Source organism: Bradyrhizobium sp. OK095, from assembly GCF_900109945.1.
Classification (GTDB): Bacteria; Pseudomonadota; Alphaproteobacteria; order Rhizobiales; family Xanthobacteraceae; genus Bradyrhizobium.
The window spans coordinates 68136-86461 of the sequence record NZ_FOBX01000012.1 but is presented as its reverse complement, the minus strand read 5'-3'; the positions used below and the strand labels follow the sequence as shown (position 1 = coordinate 86461).

Sequence of the window (18326 nt, the reverse complement as noted above, 5' to 3'; positions counted from 1 at the left end):
GAAACGAATGAACAAGCTCAGCAGAATGCTGTCCGTTGCGGCACTGGCAGGACTGATCGTTTCGTCCGCCGCGGCGGAGATCGCCGATTCCCCAATCTCGATAGAAGGCGGAAAGATCGTCGGCGGGCCTTCCGACGTCGCCGGCGTCACCATCTACAAGGCGGTGCCGTTCGCGGCGCCTCCGGTCGGCGCCGACAGGTGGAAGGCACCGCAGCCGGTCGTGCCGTGGTCGGGCATCAGGGACAGCTCGGCCTGGCCCAACCGGTGCTACCAGCTTGCCAGCGCCAATCCGCCGGGGAGCTTCTACTTCAACGAATATTATTGGGATCCGTCCAAGGACCCCAGGGATAGCGAAGACTGTCTCTATCTGAACATCTGGGCGCCCACGAAACCCGCGACCGGCGCGCTGCCAGTGATGGTCTACTACCACGGCGGCGGCAACCGCCACGGCAACAATTCCGAGGTCGAGTTCAACGCGTCGAGGCTCGCGGCCAAAGGCATCATCGTCGTCTCGGCAGCCTATCGATTGAACATCATGGGCTTTCTCGCTTTGCCGGGCATGGGCGAGCAGGGTGCTGGCAACTTTGCGATCCTGGACGCCGTGGAAGCGCTGAAATGGGTGAACAAGAACATCGGGGCGTTCGGCGGCGACCCGGGCAGGGTGACGATTGCCGGCCAGTCGGCGGGATCGCGCAATGTCAGAAGCATTCTCTCAACGCCGCTGGCCAAGGGCCTGTTTCAGCGCGCCATCATGCACTCCAGCCCGACCGTGATGGCGCAGCCGGGCAAGCCGAACTATTTGACGCTTGCCGACAAGACCAACGCTGCCGCCCCGGTCTTCCAGAAATACTTTCCCGGCAAGAGCCTGGACGATCTGAGGAAGCTGCCCGCGGAGGAATTTTACAGGGATCCGGCCAGAATTGATGAGATGTATGCGGTGACGAGCAACATGTATGCGGTCATCGACGGCACCGTCCTGACCGCAGACTCGGTCGATTTGCTGAAGGAGGGCGCCCTCAACGGCATTGACGTCATTGTCGGCACGGTCGCAGACGAGCGGACCGCGCTGGACGGTGCCCCTGACAAGGTCATGGAAATCCCGGCCTTCCATGCCTATTGGAAGAAGCTTCTCGGCGAGGCGCTCTACACCAAATATGCGTTCGAGAAGCTCTATCCGGCCTCGACGCCGCGCGATGCCTACCGCCAGCATCTCAAGGCCCAGGCCGACCTGCTGCTCGAACAAAACCGGATTGCCGGCGCGCTTCTCACGGCCAGAAACCCCTCCAGCAAGGTCTATGTCTATTACTTCGATCATCCGACGCCCGGACGCGACCGCGAGTTCTACGGCGCCTGGCATTCGTCGGACCTCTGGTACACCTTCAACTCGCTCCGGAACGAGCCCGGCCAGCGCCAGTGGGCGCCTTACGATTTCGAACTGGCGGAACAGGCCTCGACGATGTGGGCCAATTTCGTGAAGGCAGGCGACCCCAATGGCGTCGGCCTGCCGACATGGCCCAGGAGCAGCCGGGCCAACGACGGCGCCTATCTGTCGTTCGCCGAGACGTCGACGAGCGCGACCAGCGCCTCGCCATATCTGGGCACCAGCGCCGAGCGACGAAACGCGCTGTTCCACGATTACGAGATGACGTTCTACGGCATCAACGAATGACCTTGCTCCCGGTTGCGGCTGACTGGCTTGCGGCTTCCGACGCGCCGCCGGGGGCAGGTGGCGCCCGTGATTCCGGGAAGGCAGTTGCTGAGGGGCGAGGCGCCTCGGACGGCGCGTCGTCAACCCAATGCGACCGCCAACGCGCTTGAGGGCGGTGCCGGCCGACTGCCGTGGCCGCTGTATGGCCATATATCGGATTCGCATAAGGTATATTATGGAATATATTTATATACAATCAGATCAAATATTTAGGTGGAATTCCTGCCACCGTGCCTTCGCTCTGGCGCCGTTTCCAGTTCGCCCCTCGACCGTCCTGCCAGCTCTTGACGGCTACTGTGCATGGGGTTGTTTTTCGCATTTTGAATCCGGCGCATGTGGCGAAAGCCGATATTGCCGTGACGTTGTCCGGCTGCAATAAGCGGAGCTTCGCGAGATCGCAGATGACCTTCCGACTTTCCGTCCTATAGGTTTGCGTCTCACAACAAAAAACAAACTTCCGAGGAAGCAGACCCAATGAGCTTTTCCCGACGCACGCTTCTCAAGGCCTCTGCCGCGACCGCGGTCCTGGGCGGCATTGGCGCGCCCCATGTGGCCCGCGCCCAGAGCGCCGAGTTCACCTACAAATACGCCAACAACCTGCCGGACACCCATCCGCTGAACGTGCGCGCCCGGGAGATGGCGGCGGCGATCAAGGCCGAGACCAACGGCAAGTTCGACCTCCAGATCTTCCCGAACAACCAGCTCGGCTCCGACACCGACATGCTGAGCCAGATCCGCTCCGGCGGCGTCGAGTTCTTCACGCTGTCGGGCCTGATCCTGTCGACCCTGGTGCCGGCCGCGTCGATCAACGGCATCGGCTTCGCGTTCCCGGACTATCCCACGGTCTGGAAGGCCATGGACGGCGACCTCGGCGGCTTCGTCCGCGGCGAGATCAAGAAAGCCGGCCTCGAGGTCATGGACAAGATCTGGGACAACGGCTTCCGCCAGACCACGTCCTCGTCCAGGCCGATCACCGGGCCTGACGATTTCAAGGGCTTCAAGATCCGCGTGCCGGTGTCGCCGCTGTGGACCTCGATGTTCAAGGCGTTCGACGCCGCGCCCGCCTCGATCAATTTCGCCGAGGTCTATTCCGCGCTCCAGACCAAGATCGTCGAGGGCCAGGAGAACCCGCTGGCGATCATCTCGACCGCCAAGCTCTACGAGGTGCAGAAGTACTGCTCGCTGACCAACCACATGTGGGACGGCTTCTGGTTCCTGGCCAACCGCAAGGCCTGGAGCGCTTTGCCGGAGGACGTGCGCACCATCGTCGCCAAGAACATCAACGCCGCCGCGATCAAGGAGCGTGAGGATACCGCCAAGCTCAACGCCAATCTCCAGCAGGAGCTCGCGGGCAAGGGCCTGACGTTCAACCAGCCCACGGTGGCGCCGTTCCGCGACAAGCTGCGTTCCGCCGGCTTCTATGCCGAGTGGAAGGGCAAATATGGCGATCAGGCCTGGGACCTACTGGAAAAGGCCGTCGGCAAGCTGTCGTAACGCGTTGGAGCCGTCATGGCTCATGTCGAGGTTCAGGTGACCGAAGTGGTGGGCGAGGTGGCTGTTCAGCCCCCTCGCCGATCCTCTCTGCTGGCCTCAACGGAGCGCATCCTCGGCCTCGCCGTCGAGATCCCGGCGGCGATCCTGGTGGTCGCCGAGATCGTGATCCTGTTTGCCGGCGTGGTCGCGCGCTACGGCGTGCACCGGCCGCTGATCTGGTCGGACGAGCTCGCCTCGATCCTGTTCCTGTGGCTGGCGATGCTGGGCGCGGCGGTCGCATTCCGCCGCTCCGAGCACATGCGCATGACCGCGATTGTCGCGAGCACCAAGCCGGCCACGCGCGCCTGGCTCGACCTGGTCGCGACCTGCGCGGCGCTGGCGTTCCTGGCGCTGATCGTCTGGCCGTCTGCCGAATACGCCTACGAGGAAAGCTTCATCACCACGCCGGCGCTCCAGATCTCCAACATGTGGCGCGCCGCAGCGCTGCCGGCCGGCATCTGCCTGATGGCGGTGTTCGCATTGCTCCGGCTGCTGCGCGCCGCCGATGTCCGCATGGTGCTGACGGCCGCGATAACCGTTGCCATCATCGTCGGCCTGTTCTGGCTGGCGCAGCCATATCTGCGGCCGCTCGGCAATCTCAACCTCGTCATCTTCTTCGTCGGCGTCGCCGGCTTCTGCGTCTTTGCAGGCGTTCCCATTGCGTTCGGCTTTGGCCTTGCGATCTATGGCTATCTGGCGCTGACGACGCGCACGCCTGTCATGGTGCTGGTCGGGCGGATGGACGAGGGCATGAGCCACCTCATCCTGCTCTCGGTGCCGCTGTTCGTATTTTTGGGGCTATTGATCGAGATGACCGGCATGGCGCGGGCCATGGTGGCGTTCCTGGCGAGCCTGCTCGGGCATGTCCGCGGCGGCCTGCATTACGTGCTGGTCGGCGCCATGTATCTGGTCTCAGGCATATCTGGCGCCAAGGCCGCCGACATGGCTGCGGTCGCGCCCGTGCTGTTCCCGGAGATGAAGCAGCGCGGCGCCAAGCCCGGCGACCTCGTCGCGCTGCTTGCGGCAACCGGCGCCCAGACCGAAACCATTCCGCCGAGCCTCGTGCTGATCACCATCGGCTCGGTCACCGGCGTCTCGATCGCGGCGCTGTTCACCGGCGGCCTGTTGCCCGGCGTGGTGCTCGCGGTCACGCTCTGCATGCTGGTATGGTGGCGCTATCGCCACGAGGATATGAGCCATGTCCGCCGCGCCAATGCCGGCGAGATCGGCAAGAGCTTCATCGTCGCCCTGCCCGCGCTCGCGCTGCCCTTCGTGATCCGCTACGCCGTGGTCGAGGGCATCGCCACCGCGACCGAAGTTTCCACCATCGGCATCGTCTATGGCGCCCTGGTCGGCCTCCTCGTGTACCGCCGTTTCGACTGGCGGCGGCTGTTTCCGATGCTGGTCGAGACCGCCGCGCTGTCGGGCGCGATCCTCCTGATCATCGGCACGGCCACCGGCATGGCCTGGGGCCTGACGCAATCCGGCTTCTCGCGCTCGCTGGCGGCGGCCATGACGGGGTTGCCGGGGGGCGCGGCGACCTTCATCGCCGTCTCCATCCTGGCCTTCACCATCCTCGGCAGCGTGCTGGAGGGCATCCCGGCGATCGTGCTGTTCGGGCCGCTGCTGTTTCCGATCGCCCGCGCCGTCGGCGTGCACGAGGTGCACTATGCGATGGTGATCATTCTGGCCATGGGTATCGGGCTATTCGCCCCGCCGTTCGGCGTCGGCTATTATGCCGCCTGCGCCATCGGACGCGTCGACCCGGCCGAGGGCATCAGGCCGATCTGGGGCTATCTGCTGGCGCTGCTGGTGGGATTGATCGTTGTCGCGGTCTTCCCCTGGATCTCGATCGGATTTCTTTGACGCGGTTTAAGGAGGATGTCGATGAGTGAGCGGCAGAACCCGTACAATATCGGCCTCGACAAGACGCAAGCCAACTACGTGCCGCTGACCCCGCTGAGCTTCCTCGCGCGCAGCGCCGCGGTCTATCCCGATCATGTCAGCACCGTCTACGAAGGCCGCAGCTTCACCTGGCGCGAAACATACGAGCGCTGCCGGCGCTTTGCGTCGTATCTGGCCGGCAAGGGCATCGGCGTCGGCGACACCGTGGCGGCGATGCTGCCGAACATCCCGGCGATGAACGAGGTGCACTTTGCGGTGCCGATGAGCGGCGCCGTGCTCAACGCGCTCAACATCCGCCTCGATGCGCCCTCGATCGCGTTCCAGCTCGATCATGGCGGCGCCAAGGTCATCCTGGTCGATCCCGAATTTTCCGGCGTGATCACCGACGCACTGGCGCAGATGAGCGGGCCAAAACCGTTCGTGATCGACGTCGACGATGCCGCCTTCAACGGCGGCAAGCGCATCGGCGAGATCGAATACGAGGCGGCGCTCGCACAAGGCGACCCTGATTTCACTGCGATCCCGCTGAGCGACGAATGGGACGCGATCGCGCTGAGCTACACCTCGGGCACGACGGGCAATCCCAAGGGCGTCGTCACCCATCATCGCGGTGCGTATCTCAACGCCGTCAGCAACATCCTTGCAGGCCAACTCGGCCAGCATCCGGTCTATCTCTGGACGCTGCCGATGTTTCATTGCAACGGCTGGTGCTTCCCCTGGACCATTGCGGCCGCCGCCGGCATCAATGTCTGCCTGCGCAAGGTCGAGCCGACCAAAATCTTCGCGCTGATCAAGCAGCACGGCGTCACCCACATGTGCGGCGCGCCGATCGTCTACAACACGCTGATCAACGCGCCTGACGCGCCCAAAGAAACGTCGGAGGGAAATGCCGCGCGCAGCGTCGTCGGCCTGATCGCGGGTGCGGCGCCGCCAGTCGCGGTGCTGGAAGGCGCGGAAAACATCGGCATCAAGCTCACGCATGTCTACGGCCTGACCGAGGTCTACGGCCCCGCCTCCGTCTGCGCCGAGCAGCCCGGCTGGGACGAGTTGCCTGCCGCCGAGCGCGCCAGCATGAAGCGGCGGCAGGGCGTGCCCTACCCGCTCGAGGAAGGCGTCACCGTCATCGATCCCCAGACCATGCAACAGGTGCCGCGCGATGGCGAGACCATCGGCGAGGTCATGTTCCGCGGCAACATCGTGATGAAGGGCTATCTGAAAAACGAGAAGGCGACGAAGGATGCCTTCGAAGGCGGCTGGTTTCACACCGGCGATCTCGGCGTGCTCGACGAGCATGGCTACATCATCATCAAGGACCGCTCCAAAGACATCATCATCTCCGGCGGCGAGAACATCTCCTCCGTCGAGGTCGAGGACATCCTCTACAAGCACCCCGCCGTGCTGTTCGCGGCAGTGGTCGCAAAGCCCGATCCGAAATGGGGCGAGGTGCCCTGCGCTTTCGTCGAGCTGAAGGACGGCGCCAGCGCGACCGAGGCCGAGATCATCGCCTTCTGCCGTTCACATATGAGCGGCTTCAAGACGCCGAAGGCGATCATGTTCGGACCGATCCCGAAAACGTCGACAGGCAAGATCCAGAAATTCCTGCTGCGCAATGAAGTGGGCTCGGCGAAGGCGATTTCGGCCTGAGCTCTGTCGCGACACCAGAAATATTTGGAAACAAACGCCGTGTTTGTACGGTCGTTCTGTGCTGTCCTGAAACCGATTGCGTGGGTTTGACGACGTCGGGACACGACAAGAAAAGATTGGAAAACATTAGAGACGCATTTACGATTCAGCTTCGTCGGATTCGCTGATTCCACATGATTCGCCGCGCAGGCTGCGCGGCTGGCGACCGGCGCTGTTGGGGCGCTTCATGCGGTTGGTGTCGTGAGCACAGACGTGCGTGCGCGTCTGGCGCTGCTGCTATTGATGACCGGACTGCTGCTGCCGCGCGCGGCAGAAGCGCAAGCCGTCCGCGAGTTCGGCGCGTTCGGGGGCGCCGAGAATTTTGGCCCCCCGGGTCCGAACGCGCCCGGCAACGGTTTCAATAATTTCGGCGGTGGCAACAATTTTGGCGGCATGGGTGGCCCCATGTTCGGCGGCCCGCAGGCCTCCGGTTTTGGTGGAGCGCCGTTCGGTGGTGGCAGTGGTGGCGCCGGCGGCCCGCAGCCGAACTATGGCTGGAACGCCGAGCCCCCGGGCCTTGCCGGCGCGGCGCGGTTCGGCATGCGGCAGGCCTTTGGCGGCGGCTCCGATAGCGCCACGCATACCGAGACGGCGCAAGCGACGTTTCTGGCGATGACGCAATTCACCCAGGCCATGCTCGATCCCGCCATCGATGGTCGCGGCATCGGCCCGGCCGAACTCGACGCAGAGCTCGCCGCCTACACCGATATGGGCAATGACCCAACGCATGGCGGCATCGGCCGCGAGGCCTATGGAGCCATCTACGGCAGACCCTCGCTCGCAGCTCCGCACTGGAGCGTCTGGGCGGCCGGCTTTGGCGGCTCGCAGATCTCGACCGGAAACGCCGGCTCGACCAGCCGCAGTTTTGGCACCGTGGTCGGCGCCGATTATTCGCTCTCGCCGCAGACCAGAATGGGCTTTGCGCTGGCCGGGGGCGGCACCGGCTTTGCCAACAATTTTTCCAGCGGCCGCTCCGATCTATTCCAGGCCGGCGCCTTCGTCCGGCATGCAATCGGATCGGCCTACGTCGCGACCGGTCTCGCCTATGGCTGGCAAGCCATCAGCAACGATCATCCGGTGACGCCGTCCGGCTCCGATCAGTTTGCCGCGGCGGTCAACGCCAACGCCTATTCCGGCCGTCTGGAAGGCGGCTATCGTTTTGCCGCGCGCTGGCTCGGCATCACGCCCTACGCAGCGGCGCAGGTCACCACCTTCCGCCTGCCCTCCTCCACCAATGCGGCGCATCCGCCTGATGGAGCCAATGCGTTCTCGGCCGCGACCGGCGGCGACAGTTTTACGGATAGCCGCACCGAGCTCGGCTTGCGCACGAGCACGTCGCTTGCCTTGCTGGGAAGCGTGGTGAATTTGCGCGGACGGCTCGCCTGGGCGCACGATTTCAGCGCGGGGCAATCGATCCCGACGGCGTTCCAGTCCCTGCCCGGTCAGGGATCTGTCGCGGGCGGTATGGCGTTCGCGCCGAACGCAGCGCTGACCGGCATCGCAGTCGAGCTGCGCGCCGTGAACGGCTGGTCCGCCTCGGCGAACTTCGACAGCGAGGTGTCGAGCCTGATGCGCTCTTACACCGGCAAAGCCGTGCTGCGCTACGCGTGGTGATAGGAAGCGCGAGCGGACCCTGCCCGCTCGCGCCGCCAGGCTCCGTCACATCTTCTTGTAAGCGTCGACCACCGCCTGGCCGTCAGCGCCGGCCTTCTTGAGCCAGTCGGCGGTGAGCTGATCGCCGACCTTCTGGAAGCCGGCCTTCAGGGCCGGGCTCGGTGCCTCGACCGCCATGCCCTTGGCCTTGAGCTGATCGAGATACCAGCTGGCCTTATCTTCCCAGGCCTTCCAGCCGCGCGTCTCGGCGGTAGCGGCGGCCTTCAGGATGGCGTCCTGCGTGGGCTTGTCGAGCGCCTCGAACGCAGCCTTGTTGACGAAGGTGTAGTCCTTCGGGATCCAGGCCTGCACGTCATAGAAATATTTCAGCGACTCCCAGGCCTTGGAATCGTAGCCGGTGCCGCCCGACGACATGAACGAGTTGACGACGCCGGTCGCAAGCGCCTGCGGCAGCTCGGCCGCCTGGATGGTGACCGACTGGGCGCCGACCAGCTCGCCGATGCGCGCAGTCCCGACATTGTAGGCGCGCCATTTCAGCCCCTTCATGTCCTCGATCGTGGCCAGCGGCTTGTTGACATAGACGCCCTGCGGCGCCCACGGCACGACGAACAGGAGCTTGAGACCCTGCGCGTCCAGCTTCTTTTCGATCAGCGGCTTTGACGCCTGATACAATTTCATCGCCTGGGGGAAGCTGGTCGCAAGGAACGGCACGACGTCCACGCCGTAGATCGGATCCTCGTTCTCATGGATCGACAGCAGGACCTCGCCCATCTGCGCCTGTCCGGTCACCACCGCGCGCTTGATGTCGGGCGCCTTGAACAGCGATGCTCCCGGATGAACCGTGATCAGAAGCTTGCCGGACGTCGCAGCGTCGACGTCCTTGGCGAAGGCGACCAGGTTCTCCGAATGCGGATTGTCGGAGGGATATGCCGCCGGCAGATTCCATTTGGTCTGGGCCAAAGCCGGCGTTGCGGCCAGCATGGCGCCGGCAATCAGGCTTGCGCGGACGAAACGAGACTTCATCGGACTTCTCCTCACGGTCAAAATCAAAGGCTGGTGGATCAATCGGGAAAAGCGAGTTTTGGCAGATACAGCACGATCTGCGGATATTCGGTGATGATGAACACAGCGGCCAGCAGCAGCACGAAGAACGGAAATGCCGCGCGCGCAACCGTAAAGGTGTCGCGGCCGCTCATGTTCTGGAGCACGAACAGGTTGAAGCCGACCGGCGGCGTGATCTGCGCCATCTCGACATGGATGATGAGATAGACGCCGAACCAGACCAGATCGAGGCCGGCCTGCTTGACCATCGGCAGCACGATGACGGCCGTCAGCACAATCATCGAAATGCCGTCGATCAGGCATCCCAGGATGATGTACATGATGCTCAGATACAGCGCGAGCATGCCGGGCGTGAGCTGCTGCCCCTGCACCCAGGTGGCGAGCGCCGCAGGGATTCCGGTATAGGCCATCGCCGCCGTGGTGTAGGCCGCGCCCGCCAGAATCAGCATGATCATGCAGGTCAGACGCGTCGCGCTCATGATGCTTTCGAGGAAGTTCTTGCGCGTCAGCGTGCCGCTCCACCACGCCAGCACGATCGCGCCGCTGACACCCCAGGCCGCACATTCGGTCGCGGTCGCAAAGCCGAGCACGAGCGAGAGGAAGACGGCGAGGATCAGCAGCATACACGGAGCGAGCTTGGCGGACTCCTGCAGCTTCCGGCGGAACGACATCGGTGGATCGCGCGGCGGGACCTTGCTCGGGTTCAACAGCGACCAGATGATGATGTAGCCGGAATAGAGCACCATCACGAGCACACCCGGCAGGAAGCCGCCGAGGAACACCTGAAGCACGGAGACGTTTGCCGTGACGGCGTAGACGACCATCGGAATCGAGGGCGGGATCAGCAGACCGAGCGTGCCGGAGCCAGCGAGTGAGCCGAGACTCAGGCCCTTGTCGTAGCCGCGCTTGTCGAGCTCGGGCAACGCGATCTTGCCGATGGTCGCACAAGTTGCTGCCGAGGACCCCGACACCGCCGCGAAGATGCCGCAGCCGATCACGTTCACATGCGTCAGCCGTCCCGGCAGCCACTGCACCCAGGGCGACAGGCCGCGAAACATCTCCTCCGACAATTTGGTGCGGAAGAGGATCTCGCCCATCCAGATGAACAGCGGCAGCGCAGCCAGCGTCCAGGACGAGCTCGCGCTCCAGGTGGTGGTCGCAAGCACCGAGCCGAGCGGCAGGCTCGTGGTCAGCGCCATCGCCACGAAGCCGACGAGCCCGAGCGAAACCGCGATCCAGACGCCGCTTCCGAGCAGCAGGATCATGACGCCGAGCAGGACGAAGGAGAGCTCGATCATGCCGAGATTGGCCATGCTCAACCTCCGCCGCCCTGCGAGATGCGCTCGACGAATTCTTCCGGCGTCTCGTCCGGCGAACCCTTCTCGTAGCTCGGCCGATTGCCGCCGACGACATTGACCAATTCGTCGATCAGCGCGATCGACAGGATCACGAGGCCGCCGGCGAAACCGAGCTGGGGAATCCAGAGCGGAAGCGCGACGACACCTTGAGCCACGTCGTTGAAGCGCCAGGAATCGTACGTCATCTGCAACGCATGCCGGGTGAAGTAGAGGATGAAGGCGGTCGCAATCCCGAGCGCCACGATCTCCGCGATCTGCTTGGTCCGCCCGTGCAGGTGCTCGAGCAGCAGGCCGACGCGGATCATCTCGCCGCGTTTGAAGGTGTGTGCGAGGCCGAGAAAAGCCATCGCCGCCATGCACCAGGATGCGAAATCATCACCGGCCGGAATGTTGAGCGCAAACTGCCGCCCGACCGACATCACCATCATGATGGCGAAGATCGCGACCATGAACACGCCGGCCGCGATGCCCGAGCCGAGGTAAAGCAGATCCAGAGCGCGCCGGACCGGTCCAACAGAATTTACGTCATCGCCGTGCCCTGCCACGCGGCCCCCATCCTCATCCTGCGGCGCAATCAAGCTTGATTATCGCCACCTGCCAACGCCTGTCCTTCAGACGTTAGACCAACACGATGGGGCTCGCGAAAGCAAGGAGCATGCCGCCTTGCGGCAAATTTCCACTGGATAGGCTCAGTGCGTCTCCAGCCGCATACCGTCGTAAGCCGGCACAACGCCTGATGGCAGCGATTGCCGTATCACCTCGTAGTCGACGTCGGCGGTCATATTGGTGATGACCGCGCGCTTCGGCTTGAAGCGCTCGATCCAGGACAGCGCATCACTGATGCTGAAATGGCTGGAGTGGCTTTGGTAGCGCAAGCCGTCGACAATCCAGAGGTCGAGGTTTTCCAGCGCGCCAAAACTCTCGGGCGGGATGTCGTTGAGATCGGGCGTGTAGGCGGCGTTGCCGATGCGATAGCCGAGTGCCGGGATCTGGCCGTGCTGGACCAGGAAGGCAGTCATGGTGACGTCGCCGCCCTTGCCGCTGATGACCTGGCTTTCGCCGGCCTCGATCGAATGCCGGCTGAGGATCGGCGGATAGTCGCTGCCCTCGGGCGAGATGAAGCAATAGGAGAACCGCGCCATCATGTCTTTCGCGGTCGACTGGTTGAAATAGACTGGAATCCGCTTGCGCATGTGGAGCACGACCGAGCGCAGGTCGTCCATGCCGTGGGTCTGGTCGGCGTGCTCGTGCGTCAGGAACACCGCGTCGATATGATCGACATTGGTGTCGATCAGTTGCTCGCGCAGATCGGGCGAGGTGTCGATCACGATGCGCGTGGTTCCGTGGCTTGACGTCTTTTCCACCATCATCGAGCAGCGGCGGCGGCGGTTTTTTGGGTTATTGGGATCGCAGGCGCCCCAGCCGAGCGCCGGGCGCGGCACGCCGGCGGAGGAGCCGCAACCCAGGATCGTCAGCGTCAGAGTCATGCGGCTTCCAGTCTCAAGCTTTCACCTTGGAAAACAGGCGGAAGAAGTTTTCTGTGGTCTGGCGTGAGATCTCATCGAGCGACACGCCGCGGGTTTCGGCGAGCACTTTGGCGACCTCAACCACATAGGCCGGCTCGTTGCGTTTGCCCCGAAACTTGCCGGGTGCAAGATAGGGCGAGTCTGTTTCAACCAGAATACGGTCCGACGGTAATTCAGCCGCGAGCGCGCGCAGGGCCTCCGACTTCTTGAAGGTCAGGATTCCCGTGAAGCCGATATAGAGCCCGAGCGACACCGCCTTCAGCGCCAGTTCGCGCCCGCCGGTGTAACAATGCAGCACGGCGTTAAACGATCCCTTGGCCGCCTCCTCTTCCAGGATACGGGCGCAATCCTCATCGGCCTCGCGAGTGTGGATCACGAGCGGCAGGCCGGTGGCGCGAGCGGCGGCGATGTGGGCGCGAAAACCCCTCGCCTGCGCCTCGGGCGAGCCGTCGTCGTAGAAATAGTCGAGCCCGGCTTCGCCGAGCGCGACGACCTTCGGATGCTGCGTCAGCGCGATCAGCTCATCCGGCGAAATGCCGTCCTCCTCATCCGCATTGTGCGGATGAGTGCCGACCGAGCAATAGACGTCGTCGAAGCGCCCGGCGATGGCGAGAAGCTGATCGAGCTTTCGTACCCGCGTCGAGATCGTGACCATGCGCGTAAGGCCGGCCGCACGCGCACGCGAGACGATCCCGTCAAGATCGTCCGCAAAGTCCGGAAAATCCAGGTGGCAGTGACTGTCGACCAGCATTGTCCAAACGCCCTATGCTGCCGGCTCGATGTAGCGCGGGAACGCCGGCGTCGGCGCCGGCAGCGTCGAGCCGGGCGCGATGCGCTTGCCGCCGCCGAGCGACGCAAAATTGCGCTCGCTCGCGGGGATACCGAGGCTGTCGAGCAGCAAGCTAGATGCGGTCGGCATCGCCGGCTGGGCCAGGATTGCGATCTGGCGCACGACCTCGGCGGTGACATAGAGCACCGTCTTCTGCCTGGCAGGATCGGTCTTGGCGAGCGCCCACGGCGCCTCGCCCGCGAAATAGCGGTTGGCCTCAGCGACCACAGCCCACACGGCGTTGAGCCAGTGATGGATCTGCTGCGTCGCCATCGCCTCGCGGCTCGCCGCCAGCATGCCGTCAGCCATCGCCAAAATCGCCTTGTCGTTGTCGCTGAACGCGCCGGGTTCGGGCAGCACGCCGCCGAGTTGCTTGGCGACCATCGACAGCGAGCGCTGCGCGAGGTTGCCGAGGTCGTTGGCGAGATCGGCGTTGATGCGCGCGACGATGGCCTCGTGGTTGTAGTTGCCGTCCTGTCCGAACGGCACCTCGCGCAGGAAGAAATAGCGCATCTGGTCGACGCCATACTGGTCGGCGAGGTTGAAGGGATCGACGACGTTGCCAACCGACTTCGACATCTTCTCGCCCCTGTTGAACAGGAAGCCGTGGGCGTAGACTCGCTTCTGCACGGGGATGCCGGCCGACATCAGGAACGCGGGCCAGTACACCGCATGGAAGCGGATGATGTCCTTGCCGATGATGTGCACGTCGGCCGGCCAATAACCCCAGTTCTTGTCGCTCTCGTCGGGGAAACCGACGCCGGTAATATAGTTGGTCAGCGCGTCGACCCAGACATACATCACGTGCTCTTCGTCGCCGGGCACTTTCACGCCCCAGTCGAAGGTGGTGCGCGAAATCGAGAGATCGCGCAGGCCGCCTTTGACGAAGCTCACCACCTCGTTGCGGCGCGAGTCCGGCCCGATGAAATCCGGTTTGTCCTCGTAGAGCTTGAGCAGCTTGTCCTGATAGGACGAGAGGCGGAAGAAGTAGCTCTTCTCGTCGACCCAGCTGACCGGCGTGCCCTGCGGGCCGAGGCGCACACCGTCGTCGTTCAGACGCGTCTCGTCCTCGGCGTAATAGGCTTCGTCGCGCACCGAGTACCAGCCGGAGTAGATGTCGGAATAGATGTCGCCGTTCGCTTCCATGCGCCGCCAGATCTCCTGGGTCGAGCGATGGTGCTGCTCCTCGGTGGTACGAATGAAGCGGTCGAACGACACGTTCAGACGCTCGTCCATCTCCTTGAAGCGCGCGGCGTTGCGGGTTGCGAGCGCGGCCGGCGTCAGGCCTTCGTTCTGTGCGGTCTGGACCATTTTCAAACCGTGCTCGTCGGTGCCGGTCAGGAAGAACACGTCCTTGCCGTCGAGCCGCGCAAAGCGCGCCAGCACGTCGGTCGCAATCGCCTCATAGGCGTGGCCGATATGCGGGCTGCCGTTGGGATAGGCGATCGCGGTCGTGATGTAGAAAGCGTTGTCGCGCGCAGGGACAGCAACGGGCGCAACGGCCTTCGGTGCAACCGACGGCTTCGGTGCAGGCGGCGCTTTGGGTTTTGACACCTTCGGCTTCACGACCTTCGGCGGCGTGGCGACAGGAGCCGGCGCGGCAATCACAGCAGGCGCGGCTGCCTTCTTGGCTGCCTTCTTCGCTGGAGCCTTCTTCACTGGAGCCTTGGCTGGCTTCGCAGCGGCTTTTTTCTTCGGGGCCTTCTTGGCGACGACCTGCTTCTTCGCAACCTTCTTGCCGGCCTTCTTTGACGTCTTAGCGGTGCTCTTCTTCACGCCCTTCTTGGCGGTCGCCTTCTTGACCGTCTTCTTGACTGTCTTGGCAGCTTTGCGCGCGAGCGCTTTCGCAGCCTTCTTCGTGGCTTTCTTTGCAGCCTTCTTCTTGCTGCTCTTGCCCTTAGCGGTTTTCTTAGCTCGCGTTGCCACGACGAATTCCTTTACCGACTTCTCAAATTTGGAAACGAATGCGCCTAGCGCGTTGCGTCCGCCAGCCAGCCGAACACCGAGAAAACCAAGGGCTTTCGCTCCAGATTGTAGGTTTCGGTGTCGCGCGCGGCGCGGACGATCTTTTCCCATACCTCAGCTAGGCGCGCAAGGCGCGGCAGGTTCTGGTTGGCGTTGGCCTCGTCCGCATGCAGGCGTTCGGCAATCCAGCGATCGATGCCGTCGATGAAGGCCGCGAGTGCGACGCGGTCGCTGGTCCCCAGCGATTCGCCGAGCGTGTGCAACTCGCGCGGATCGACTTGTGGCAGTCGCGCCAGCAGCGACGCCGTGCGCTGCTGGAGTTTCAACGCGTCCCCGCCGAGCAGCGTCAGCGCCCGCGCGACGCTGCCCTCGGAGGCCTCCGCCGCCTCGCGCAGGGCGAGGTCGGTCGGAGCGAGACCGGCCGCTTCAGCAGCCGCGCCGATCACCTCGTCCGTCCCGAGCGGCCGCAGGCGCAGCTTGCGGCAACGTGACTGAATTGTGGCGAGCACGCGTGCCGGCGCGTGGCTCACCAGCAGGAACAGCGATTGCTGCGGCGGTTCTTCCAGGATCTTCAGCAGCGCGTTGGCCGCGTTCGGATTGAGCTCGTCGACAGTATCAACGATGCAGACGCGCCAGCCTTCCGCCGCAGCGGTCGAGCCAAAGAAGCCGATCGTCTCGCGCGTCTCGTCCACGGTGATCACGGTGCGCATCACGCCGCGGTCGTTGGCGGTGCGCTCCAGCGTCAAAAGGCCGCCGTGCGAGCCGGCTGCGACCTGGCGCGCCACGGCGTCATCAGGATCGATCGCGAGGTCTTCGGCGCTCTGCACGGAAGGCGCCATCGGCCGGCCGTGGGCGAGCACGAAGCGCGCCATGCGATAGGCCAGCGTCGCCTTGCCGATGCCCTGCGGCCCGCCGATCAGCCAGGCATGCGGGATGCGCCCGCTGCGATAAGCCGTCAGCAGCGCCGTCTCGGCCTCGCGATGGCCGAACAGATGTCTCGTTTCGCGCGGATGCGGAATGGCGCTCTCGCTCTCGGCCTTGCGCGGGCTCATACCGACACCACCGAAGCTGGCGTCGGAAGCAGGCGCTCGCGCAGTGCGCTCCAGACTCGTCCGGCCACCGTATCCGGATCGGAATTGGCGTCGATCAGCACGCAGCGCGAAGGTTCGTCCGCCGCGATCTTGCGATAGGCCTCGCGCAGGCCCTGGTGGAAGCCGAGCTTCTCGCTTTCGAACCGGTCAGGCGTACCGCTGCCGCGGCGTACAGCGGCGCGCTGGAGGCCGATCTCGACGGGCAAATCGAGGATGATGGTGAGGTCCGGCTTGAGATCGCCGATCGTGACCCGCTGCATTGCATTGATGAGACCGACCGGGACGCTGCCGAGGCTGCCCTGGTAGGCGCGCGTCGAGTCGACGAAACGGTCGCACAGCACCCAAATGCCCTGCTTGAGCGCGGGCTCGATCATTGTGCGGACATGGTCGTCGCGGGCGGCCGCGAACAGCAGCGTCTCGGCCTCGGGCCCGAGCAGCTTGCCCATCCCCGACAGCACCAGATGGCGCATGATCTCGGCACCGGGCGAGCCGCCCGGCTCGCGCGTGACGAGGGTACGAAGCTTCGCGGCTTTGAGCCTGTCGGCAAGCTTCTTGATCTGGGTCGACTTGCCCGTCCCCTCGCCGCCTTCGAAGGTGATGAAGCGTCCGCGTCCGGACCGCCGCTGTCCCGCGCTTTCACTCATGATCAGAGCTTCTCGGCGCCCGCGCGGAACATGCCGATCACGAGCTCGCTGGCGCCGTCGATGGCGCGGCGCATGGTCGAGCCGGTGCCAACAGCATCCGCCGCATAGACCGGTGTCTCCACCGCGATATTGCCGCTACGCCAGACCTTGACCACGCCGACCTTCTGGCCAGCCTCGACAGGCGCCCGCACCGGGCCGCTATAGACCACGCGCGCGATCAGCTTGTCGCCGCCGCTCTTGTGCACCATCACCTTCACAGGATCTTTCGCCACCAGCTTCACGGAACGGCTCTCGCCGCCGAACACTTTTGCGTAGCCGACCGGCTGGTCGGCCGCGATCAACGTGCGGGTCTCGAAATTGCGAAAGCCCCATTCCAGCATCTTCTTGGCTTCGGTGGCGCGATCCTCGGGGTCTTCGAGCCCGTTGATGACGACGATCAGTCGCGTGCCGTTCTGTACGGCAGAGCCGACCATGCCGTAGCCGCCTTCCTTGGTGAACCCGGTCTTCAGGCCGTCAGCGCCTTCCATCGAATTGAGCAGAGGGTTTCGGTTCGGCTGGCGGATCTTGTTCCAGGTGAACTCCTTCTCGCCGAACAGTTTGTAGAATTCGGGGAAGTCGAGGATGACGTGCCGGGCGAGGATGCCGAGCTCGCGCACCGTCATCTTGTTGCCGGGATCAGGCAGGCCGTTGGAATTGCCGAAGGTGGACTTCGGCATACCGAGCTCGCGGGCGCGCTTGGTCATGAAATCGGAGGCGAATATCTTCTCGTTGCCGGCGATGCCTTCGGCCAGCGCGATGCAGGCGTCGTTGCCGCTCTGGATGATGGCGCCGTGCAGGAGATCGTCGACCGAGACCTTGCTGTTGATGGCGGCGAACATGGTCGAGCCGCCCGAGGGCGCACCACCTTTGCGCCATGCGTTCTCGCTGATCCGGTATTCGTCGGTGAGCTTGACGTCGCCCTTCTTGATGGCGTTGAAGACGACCTCCGCCGTCATCAGCTTCATCATGCTGGAGGGCGCCCGCAGCTCGTCGGCGTTCTTCTCGAACAGCACGCTGCCGCTGGAGGCCTCGATCAGAATGGCGGTCGGCGCGTCGCCGTCAAAACCGGACTCTTCCGTCTTCTTGGCGCCCTGGACGCTCTGGTTGGCGGCGTAGAGCGCCCCGCCCCAGCCGATGCCCGCCACCAGGACGGCGGCGATCAGCCCGCGCACCAGCGCTCCGGCGGTGAGCCGGTCGCGACGAAGCGGAGAGAGACGAAATGCCATGGCCAAGCCTTGAGAGCGGCGTTCTAACAGTTGGAACCGGCACGAACAACACGAGGTTGGCCGCATCCCCTGAGATTGCACGATTCTCGCCGCGCCCCTATCGTGGCACCTCATGTTTGCGGACCAAACCCCTGAAACAAGGC

Annotated in this window: 14 protein-coding genes; 5 read left to right on the top strand and 9 right to left on the bottom strand. The window is 64.2% G+C overall.

Annotated elements, in window-relative coordinates; translation table 11 throughout:
* Positions 1-7: 7 nt before the first annotated feature.
* The 5 genes from BMW89_RS28110 (at position 8) to BMW89_RS28090 (ending at position 8443) form a co-directional block, all read left to right on the top strand.
* Entirely contained in the window at positions 8-1669 is a 1662-nt protein-coding gene (locus tag BMW89_RS28110; RefSeq protein ID WP_092031206.1) for a carboxylesterase/lipase family protein, read from the top strand.
* A gap of 513 nt (positions 1670-2182) precedes the next feature.
* Entirely contained in the window at positions 2183-3202 is a 1020-nt protein-coding gene (locus BMW89_RS28105) for a TRAP transporter substrate-binding protein (protein ID WP_092031203.1), read from the top strand.
* A gap of 15 nt (positions 3203-3217) precedes the next feature.
* Entirely contained in the window at positions 3218-5107 is a 1890-nt protein-coding gene (locus tag BMW89_RS28100) for a TRAP transporter large permease (RefSeq protein WP_092031200.1), read from the top strand.
* Between the two features lie 21 nt (positions 5108-5128).
* On the top strand, positions 5129-6790 hold the full coding sequence (locus tag BMW89_RS28095) for an acyl-CoA synthetase (protein ID WP_177196368.1): 1662 nt from the start codon (positions 5129-5131) through the stop codon (positions 6788-6790).
* Between the two features lie 240 nt (positions 6791-7030).
* Positions 7031-8443: an autotransporter outer membrane beta-barrel domain-containing protein gene (locus BMW89_RS28090; RefSeq protein WP_143062846.1), complete on the top strand. Its 1413-nt coding sequence runs from the start codon at positions 7031-7033 to the stop codon at positions 8441-8443.
* Positions 8444-8488: 45 nt separating this feature from the next.
* On the opposite strand, the gene BMW89_RS28085 is transcribed toward BMW89_RS28090, so the two are convergent.
* From BMW89_RS28085 to BMW89_RS28045, 9 genes are all read right to left on the bottom strand, one after another.
* Positions 8489-9466: a TRAP transporter substrate-binding protein gene (locus tag BMW89_RS28085; RefSeq protein WP_092031193.1), complete on the bottom strand. Its 978-nt coding sequence runs from the start codon at positions 9464-9466 to the stop codon at positions 8489-8491.
* Between the two features lie 38 nt (positions 9467-9504).
* Positions 9505-10818 (bottom strand): TRAP transporter large permease, encoded by a 1314-nt coding sequence (locus BMW89_RS28080; protein WP_092031191.1) that lies wholly within the window; start codon positions 10816-10818, stop codon positions 9505-9507.
* Positions 10819-10820: 2 nt separating this feature from the next.
* On the bottom strand, positions 10821-11408 hold the full coding sequence (locus BMW89_RS28075; RefSeq protein WP_092031679.1) for a TRAP transporter small permease: 588 nt from the start codon (positions 11406-11408) through the stop codon (positions 10821-10823).
* A gap of 144 nt (positions 11409-11552) precedes the next feature.
* A complete protein-coding gene (locus BMW89_RS28070) occupies positions 11553-12350 on the bottom strand; it encodes an MBL fold metallo-hydrolase (protein ID WP_092031189.1) in 798 nt (265 codons plus the stop codon).
* 13 nt (positions 12351-12363) lie between these two features.
* Complete coding sequence (locus BMW89_RS28065; RefSeq protein ID WP_092031187.1) at positions 12364-13140, bottom strand: TatD family hydrolase; 777 nt, start codon at positions 13138-13140, stop codon at positions 12364-12366.
* Between the two features lie 12 nt (positions 13141-13152).
* Positions 13153-15144 (bottom strand): methionine--tRNA ligase, encoded by a 1992-nt coding sequence (gene metG / locus BMW89_RS28060; protein WP_092031185.1) that lies wholly within the window; start codon positions 15142-15144, stop codon positions 13153-13155.
* 44 nt (positions 15145-15188) lie between these two features.
* Positions 15189-16235, bottom strand: a complete 1047-nt coding sequence (locus BMW89_RS28055) for a DNA polymerase III subunit delta' (RefSeq protein ID WP_092031183.1) — start codon at positions 16233-16235, stop codon at positions 15189-15191.
* Positions 16232-16918 (bottom strand): dTMP kinase, encoded by a 687-nt coding sequence (tmk, locus tag BMW89_RS28050; RefSeq protein ID WP_092031180.1) that lies wholly within the window; start codon positions 16916-16918, stop codon positions 16232-16234. The genes BMW89_RS28055 and tmk overlap by 4 nt, the downstream gene beginning before the upstream one ends.
* 2 nt (positions 16919-16920) lie before the next feature.
* Positions 16921-18183 carry a D-alanyl-D-alanine carboxypeptidase family protein gene (locus tag BMW89_RS28045; RefSeq protein ID WP_177196367.1) on the bottom strand — a complete coding sequence of 421 codons (1263 nt, stop codon included), beginning with the start codon at positions 18181-18183 and terminating at the stop codon, positions 16921-16923.
* Between the last annotated feature and the right edge of the window lie 143 nt (positions 18184-18326).

Coding starts and splice junctions, on each gene's coding strand:
- BMW89_RS28110 (WP_092031206.1), top strand. CDS start 8: ATGAACAAGCTCAGCAGAATGCTGTCCGTTGCGGCACTGGCAGGACTG.
- BMW89_RS28105 (WP_092031203.1), top strand. CDS start 2,183: ATGAGCTTTTCCCGACGCACGCTTCTCAAGGCCTCTGCCGCGACCGCG.
- BMW89_RS28100 (WP_092031200.1), top strand. CDS start 3,218: ATGGCTCATGTCGAGGTTCAGGTGACCGAAGTGGTGGGCGAGGTGGCT.
- BMW89_RS28095 (WP_177196368.1), top strand. CDS start 5,129: ATGAGTGAGCGGCAGAACCCGTACAATATCGGCCTCGACAAGACGCAA.
- BMW89_RS28085 (WP_092031193.1), bottom strand. CDS start 9,466: ATGAAGTCTCGTTTCGTCCGCGCAAGCCTGATTGCCGGCGCCATGCTG.
- BMW89_RS28080 (WP_092031191.1), bottom strand. CDS start 10,818: ATGGCCAATCTCGGCATGATCGAGCTCTCCTTCGTCCTGCTCGGCGTC.
- BMW89_RS28070 (WP_092031189.1), bottom strand. CDS start 12,350: ATGACTCTGACGCTGACGATCCTGGGTTGCGGCTCCTCCGCCGGCGTG.
- BMW89_RS28065 (WP_092031187.1), bottom strand. CDS start 13,140: ATGCTGGTCGACAGTCACTGCCACCTGGATTTTCCGGACTTTGCGGAC.
- BMW89_RS28055 (WP_092031183.1), bottom strand. CDS start 16,235: ATGAGCCCGCGCAAGGCCGAGAGCGAGAGCGCCATTCCGCATCCGCGC.
- tmk (WP_092031180.1), bottom strand. CDS start 16,918: ATGAGTGAAAGCGCGGGACAGCGGCGGTCCGGACGCGGACGCTTCATC.
- BMW89_RS28045 (WP_177196367.1), bottom strand. CDS start 18,183: ATGGCATTTCGTCTCTCTCCGCTTCGTCGCGACCGGCTCACCGCCGGA.